General features: G+C 71.4%; 5 protein-coding genes. 2 read left to right on the top strand and 3 right to left on the bottom strand.

From position 1 onward, the window contains the following. Positions 1 to 722: 722 nt before the first annotated feature. Together ACFYPR_RS19160 and ACFYPR_RS19155 are read right to left on the bottom strand one after the other, a co-directional pair. Complete coding sequence (locus ACFYPR_RS19160; protein ID WP_387261229.1) at positions 723 to 2186, bottom strand: MFS transporter; 1464 nt, start codon at positions 2184 to 2186, stop codon at positions 723 to 725. Between the two features lie 42 nt (positions 2187 to 2228). Continuing rightward, positions 2229 to 2465: a hypothetical protein gene (locus tag ACFYPR_RS19155; RefSeq protein ID WP_354862434.1), complete on the bottom strand. Its 237-nt coding sequence runs from the start codon at positions 2463 to 2465 to the stop codon at positions 2229 to 2231. Positions 2466 to 2611: 146 nt separating this feature from the next. Between ACFYPR_RS19155 and ACFYPR_RS19150 the strand changes: the two genes are divergently transcribed. Further along, complete coding sequence (locus ACFYPR_RS19150; RefSeq protein WP_387261227.1) at positions 2612 to 3766, top strand: geranylgeranyl reductase family protein; 1155 nt, start codon at positions 2612 to 2614, stop codon at positions 3764 to 3766. Between the two features lie 236 nt (positions 3767 to 4002). Then, complete coding sequence (locus tag ACFYPR_RS19145) at positions 4003 to 4176, top strand: hypothetical protein (RefSeq protein WP_234591432.1); 174 nt, start codon at positions 4003 to 4005, stop codon at positions 4174 to 4176. Between the two features lie 76 nt (positions 4177 to 4252). On the opposite strand, the gene ACFYPR_RS19140 is transcribed toward ACFYPR_RS19145, so the two are convergent. Next, positions 4253 to 6043: a 5'-nucleotidase C-terminal domain-containing protein gene (locus tag ACFYPR_RS19140; RefSeq protein WP_355139996.1), complete on the bottom strand. Its 1791-nt coding sequence runs from the start codon at positions 6041 to 6043 to the stop codon at positions 4253 to 4255. Positions 6044 to 6174: the final 131 nt, after the last annotated feature.

Raw genomic sequence — 6174 nt, 5'->3', positions numbered from 1 at the left:
TACTCCACCACCGCGTTCCTCAAGGGCCTCAAGCAGGTCGACGGCTGGCAGGACATGCCGCTGACCCAGGCTGCGCAGACCGTGCAGGTCTCCGCCTACCCGGACGCCTACGCCCAGTGGGAGCAGCAGGCCACCGACCTGGTTGGCCAGCACTGGAACAGCTGACCCACCGCACCATCCGACCGACTGGCCGGCACCCGAACCCGGGTGCCGGCCATCGGCATATCCAGCCCCCGCCCACTGACCTGGCCACCACGCCGAGCCGGGTGCCGGCCAGCGGCGTAGCCAGCCCCGCCGAGTGACCGGCCGACCCCTCACATCCACGGGCGCAGCCCGCCGAACGGCATCGTCGGCCCGCGTGACGGTGAATCTTGGACAGTTTCCGTTCGGCCCTAACGGAAACTGTCCAAGATCTCGCCCGACGCCCGACGCCCGACGCCCGACGCCCGACGCCCGACCGCCGACCGCCGACCGCCGACGGGCGGCGGGCGGCGGACATCGGGCGGCCGGTCAGGTGCCGGCCGTTGGTATGCCCGGCCCGTGACTGACCGCCGATCGGCATGCCGACCTGGGCGGCGCGTGGGCCCGACCGAAATGCCGGTCTGTGTGGCACATCGATCCAACCGGCATGCCGACCTGGGCGACGCATGAACCCAAGCGGCATGCGGCGCCTCGACCCGGGCGGCGTGTCGACCTGCGCGGCGCGCGTGCTCCCGGGATTTTCAGTCGTGGTGCCCGCGGAGGATGTCGATCAGCGCGGCGACCAGCGCGAGCGCGATGATCCCCGTGGCGAGCAGTAGCGATTTCTCGAAGGCCGACGTCCAGTTGCCGCGACTGTCGGTGAGCGAGGAGAAGAACATCGAGCCGACGGCGGCGATGCCGGCCGCCGCCCCGATCCGCTGGCCGGTCTGGAGCATGCCGGCCCCGCTGCCTGCCTGGGGAACGGGCACCTGGGCGAGGGTGAGTGTCTGGTTGGGGGCGATGACCAGTCCGCTGCCGATACCGGCGACGAGCAGCGGCGCGGCGGTGACCCAGGGCGCCGGGGCGTCGGGCGCGAGGCGCAGTGCGAGCACCGTGGCGGCCAGGCCGACCACCACGCCGAGCAGTCCGATGGCGACCAGGGGACGGCCGAAGCGGTTGACGATGCGTCCCCCCAGCGCGGACGCGGCGGCGGACCCGAGCGCGAACGGGGTGATGGCGAGACCGGCGACGAGCGCGCTGTAGCCGAGCCCGTTCTGCAGGAACAGGGTGAAGATGAAGAAGATCGCGGTGAACCCACCGAAGTAGACCAGCGCGATGAGCGATCCGAGTGTGTACGACTGGAAGGTGAACAGCCGCAGGTTGAACAGGGGTTCGCGGTGCCGCGCGTACCACCGTTCCCACAGCCCGAAGGCGACCAGCACCGCCAGGCCGGCCGGGATGAGCGCCCACTTCCACGGCGTACGCCACTGCTGCTCCTGTACGAGTGGCAGCAGGATCAGCACCACGCCGACGCCGAGCAGCAGCACACCGACCGGGTCGAGTCGGCGTCGGCCGGGCTGCCCGGCGGGTCGACCGGGCAGCAGCCGCCACCCGAGGATCACCGCGACGATGCCGACCGGCACGTTGACGAAGAAGACCCACCGCCAGCCGTGCTCCTCGCCGCCCAGGGCGATGAGCAGCCCGCCGAGCAGCGGCCCGACGGCGGTGGAGATGCCGATGGTCGCGCCGAGCAGACCGAACGGACGGGCTCGTTCCGGCCCGCGGAACAGCTGTTGGATCAACCCGATCACCTGCGGGTTGATGATGCCGGCGGCGGCGCCCTGGAGCAGCCGGGCGGCGACCAGCCAGGTGGGGGACGTGGCCAGGCCGGCGAGCGCGCTGGTCAGGGTGAACAGCGCGATGCCGAAGACGAACGCGTTGCGCCGCCCGCGGAAGTCACCGAAGCGGCCGGCCGGTACGAGCACCAGCCCGAAGGTCAGCGCGTACCCGGAGAGGACCCACTGCAGGTCGCTCGGGGAGGCGTGCAGCGCGCGGTCGATGGACGGCACCGCGACGTTGACGATGCTCACGTCGAGCAGCGTCATGAACGCGGCGACCAGCCCGACACCGACGGCCTGCCAGCGTCGGCGGTTCTCGGCCGCGTCGACCGGCTGCGGCTCGTGCGCCGCGCTCATGCTGCCCCCCGTTGACGGTCGATCATGCATCCCTGACCGCTACCCCGGCAGGCGGGGGCCAACCGTCGGGGGTCACGCCATCTGACGGGCGCAGAATCGGGGGCCGAAGTCGAGGCCGGCCATCGGCGAGTCCTCGCGGTGCAGCAGGCCCTTCTGGGTGAGTTCGTGCAGTGGGGTGTGCACCTGCTCCTCGGTCAGACCGGATCCTTCGGCGATCAGGTCCGGATAGGGGACCTGGCCACGTGCTTCGAGGGCGGTGACCGCCTGGTACACGCGCTGCTCGATCTCCGACAGCTGAACCCGCTGCATGATCTCCTCCTCTGCTCGTCCGCTCCCGCGCGGACGGTCGCGTCACGTCGGTTACCCCCTGCCTGACCGAAGATGCCCACCCGATCGGGCGTTTGGCAGCTCGCCGTGCCCGGGCCGCGCAGCGGAGGGTGCCCTAGGCTGCAACCGTGATCGTCTGGGATCTCGTCGTCGTCGGCGCCGGCCCCGCCGGGCTCTCCGCGGCACACGCCGCGGCCCGCGCCGGCGTTCGTACGCTGGTTGTCGAGCGGGCCGCGCACCCGCGGTACAAGACGTGTGGCGGTGGCCTGATCGGCACGTCGCTGGCGGCCGTGCGCGGCCGCATCGAGGTGCCGGCGCACGACCGGGTGGACCGGGTGACGTTCACCCGCGACGGCCGGCGGGAGTTCACCCGCCGCAACGGCAGTCCGGTGGTGACCATGGTGCGCCGCGAGGAGTTCGACGACCGGCTGCGCGCGGCGGCGGTCGCTGCCGGCGCGCAGATGCGGGAGCAGGTCGCGGTCCGCGCGATCGAGCAGGACCCCGAGGGGGTACGCCTGCGGCTGGCCGACGGTACGACGCTCACGGCCCGCACGGTGATCGGTGCGGACGGTTCCTCGGGGGTGACGGCCCGACACGTGGGTGTGCGCTACCGGCAGGTGGACCTGGGGCTGGAGTTGGAGGTGCCGGTGCCGCCCGCCGAGCAGGAGCGCTGGCGCGGGCGACTGCTGCTGGACTGGGGGGCGATGCCGGGCTCGTACGCCTGGGTGTTCCCGAAGGGCGACCGGTTGACCGTCGGTGTGATCGCGGGCCGGGGGGCGGGGGAGGGGACGCGCGCCTACCTGCGGGAGTTCGTCGACCGGTTGGGCCTGACCGGGCTGCCGGCGGAGCACGACTCGGGTCACCTGACCCGTTGCCGTGCGGAGGACTCCCCATTGCGCAACGGCCGTGTGTTGGTGGCGGGGGATGCCGCCGGGCTGTTGGAGCCGTGGAGCCGCGAGGGCATCAGCTTCGCGTTGCGCTCGGGGGAGATGGCCGGCGCGGCGGTCGCCGACGGTGATCTGGCCGGGTACGAGCGGGCGGTCACCGAGGGCCTGACGCCGGAGATGCGGGCGGGGTTCCGGCTGCTCGACCTGTTCACCCGCCGCCCGGAGGTCTTCCACGCTCTGTTGGCGACCCCGCCGGGTTGGCGGATGTTCGTCCGTTTCTGTCAGGGTCGGGCGAGTTTCGACGACATGCTGCGACGTCGACCGGTCCGGGCGGCGCTCGCGGTGTTGGACCGGCTGCCCGCCCCGCGCCGGCCGGCCGCCAGCATCCACCCCTGAGCAACAGCCCGGCGGTCCGCAGGCCCGCCGGCCCGCCTCGCCTGCGCCAGCCCGCTCGACCGTCCCTGCCGACCGCCCCTGCCGACGGCGCGTTGCCTCAGGCCATACACCCAGGATCCTAGGATGCCGTACAGGGTGTGTCGGGCCGCACCCGACGGTCGAGGGGACTGTCAACCGACAGACCGGTGCTGTGGGCCGCCCGCCGTCAGACAATGGCAGGGCAGGAGGGGGTGCCGATGGCCGAGCAACCGTTCACCGAGGACGAGTACGCGTTCCTGCGCCACATCCGGTTCGGGGAGTTGCCGCCCGCCGTTCGCCCGGACGAGCGGGTCGCGCTGACCGAGACCGATCCCGGGCGGGACCGGCCGGAGAAGGCCGAGGACCCGATCCGCTGGAACGTGCAGGGCTGAGACTGGAACGGGCAGGGCTGAGAGACGAGCAGGCGGGCCGGGGTGTCGCCACCCACGGCCCGCCGACGTTCTGCGATCAGAAGACCGGCACGCCCTCGCGTACCAGTCGCCAGTTGGGCTGGAAGAAGTCGGCCGGGTTGATCGTCCCCTTGGCCTGCGCCCAGTCGATGAGCAGCTGGCGGATCTCCTGCTGCGCGTTGTAGACCTGGGTCTTCACGATGCCGGGGAAGTTGCCGCCGCCGCTGCGCCGGTAGTTGTTCACCGCCATCACGAACTGCGCGTCGTCCGCCACCGGGGTGTCGGTGCCGGGCAGCACCAGCCGGGTGATCCGCTGGCCGACCGGCTTGGAGATGTCGATGTCGTAGTCCAGGCCGGAGAGCGCGTCGTAGTTGTAGTCCGGCACCGACGGGTCGTTGATCTGCTCCGGGTCGACCGGTGCGCCCGGGGCGAGGGTCCGGAAGTACTTCGCCGAGTACTCCAGGTACGCGCGCACCTCGGCACCGCTGAGCACGACCGCTTCGAGCGTGTTGTCGAACACGTACAACCCGGCCACGTCACGGATCTTGACGTCGCCGGCGGGGAAGACCGCGGTACGGCTGAACGGCGAGGCCTGCGACAGCACCGGCAGGCTGGCGTACTGCGTGCCGGCCAGCGCCTTCGTGACGGTCTCGGCCTGGACGTGGTTGATGAAATCCAGGATGGGGGTGTCCTTGTACCGGGACTCCACCGTGGACATCTCCACGGTTGCCTGGGCCACCACCTGGTTCACGTACGCGATGGTCTTCTGGTGTTGGGCCCGCACGGCGGCGAGCACCTTCGGGTCCTCGGCCACCGTGTTGGTGTTCAGCATGGTGGCGGCCTTCTTGGTGATCGTCCAGCGGCCATGCTCACGGGCGAGGGTGAAGTCCATCCGGGTGAGCCGCTGGCCCCACTTCGACGGCTCGGAGAGCAGCACCTGCGCGCCGGTCCGCTCGTTGGTGACGAACCGCTCGACCACCTCGTTGTGGGCGTGCCCGAAGAGGATCGCGTCGATCCCCGGCACCTGCTGGGCGATGAGCGCCACCGGGTTCTCGTTCGGCAGCTCCGGGCCGTAGCTGGAGGTGCCGCTGTCGCCGCCGTGGGCGGAGATCAGCACGAGGTCCGCGCCGCGGGCCCGCATGATCGGCACCCACTTCGCGGCGGTCGCCACCATGTCGTCGAAGCGCAGCCTGCCCTCGACGTTGCCCTTGTCCCAGATGGCCACGCCGGGGTTGGTCAGGCCGAGGATGCCGACCCGCAGGGTCGGCGCCGCGAAGCCGAGGGAGACCTTCTTGATGACGTACGGCAGGAAGGCGGGCTTGCCGGTCTTCGCGTTGATCGCGTTCGCGGCGAGCGCCGGGAAGCCGAGCTGGCGGATCCACAGGTCCAGCAACGGCAGGCCGTAGTTGAACTCGTGGTTGCCCAGCGTCACGGCGTCGTAGTCGATGACGTTCATGGCCCGGGCCATCGGGTGCTTCTCGCCGGTGGCGGTGATCGGCTCCTGCTTGGCGTAGTACGTGGCGAGGGGGGTGCCCTGGATGGTGTCGCCGGCGTCGAGGACCAGGGTGGCCTTGCCGCGCCGCTCGGCGCGGATCTGGTTGATCAGGGTCGCCAGCTTCGCGACACCGATGTCGTTGTGCTTGCTGTCGTCGTACTCGGCGTCGCGGTAGTAGTCCCAGTTGTAGACGTTGCCGTGGGTGTCCGACGTGCCGAGCAGCGTGAGGTCCCAGGTGCGCGACCGGGTCGCGCCCGCCGCCTGCGCGGGGGCGGCGGCGATCAGCGGGGCGGTCGCCGCCGCGGCGGCGACGGCGAGCACCTGGCGACGCGACGGACCGGATCCAGAGGTCATGACGTGCCTTTCCATGGGGGTGGACGCGCCTCGTGAGCGCCTCGCGCACCATAGCCAGCGCCTGTCACTTGCGCCACGCCAGCCCCGGTTTTCGCAGGCCGTCGCAGGGTAGGGCGCTCTCGACGAGGTCG

The sequence above is a fragment of the Micromonospora sp. NPDC005254 genome (genome assembly GCF_042872525.1).
In the GTDB taxonomy this organism is placed as follows: domain Bacteria; phylum Actinomycetota; class Actinomycetes; order Mycobacteriales; family Micromonosporaceae; genus Micromonospora.
Note: the sequence above shows the minus strand (reverse complement) of the source record. Positions and strands in the feature narration are given on the sequence as shown.

Coding starts and splice junctions, on each gene's coding strand:
- ACFYPR_RS19160 (WP_387261229.1), bottom strand. CDS start 2,186: ATGCATGATCGACCGTCAACGGGGGGCAGCATGAGCGCGGCGCACGAG.
- ACFYPR_RS19145 (WP_234591432.1), top strand. CDS start 4,003: ATGGCCGAGCAACCGTTCACCGAGGACGAGTACGCGTTCCTGCGCCAC.
- ACFYPR_RS19155 (WP_354862434.1), bottom strand. CDS start 2,465: ATGCAGCGGGTTCAGCTGTCGGAGATCGAGCAGCGCGTGTACCAGGCG.
- ACFYPR_RS19140 (WP_355139996.1), bottom strand. CDS start 6,043: ATGACCTCTGGATCCGGTCCGTCGCGTCGCCAGGTGCTCGCCGTCGCC.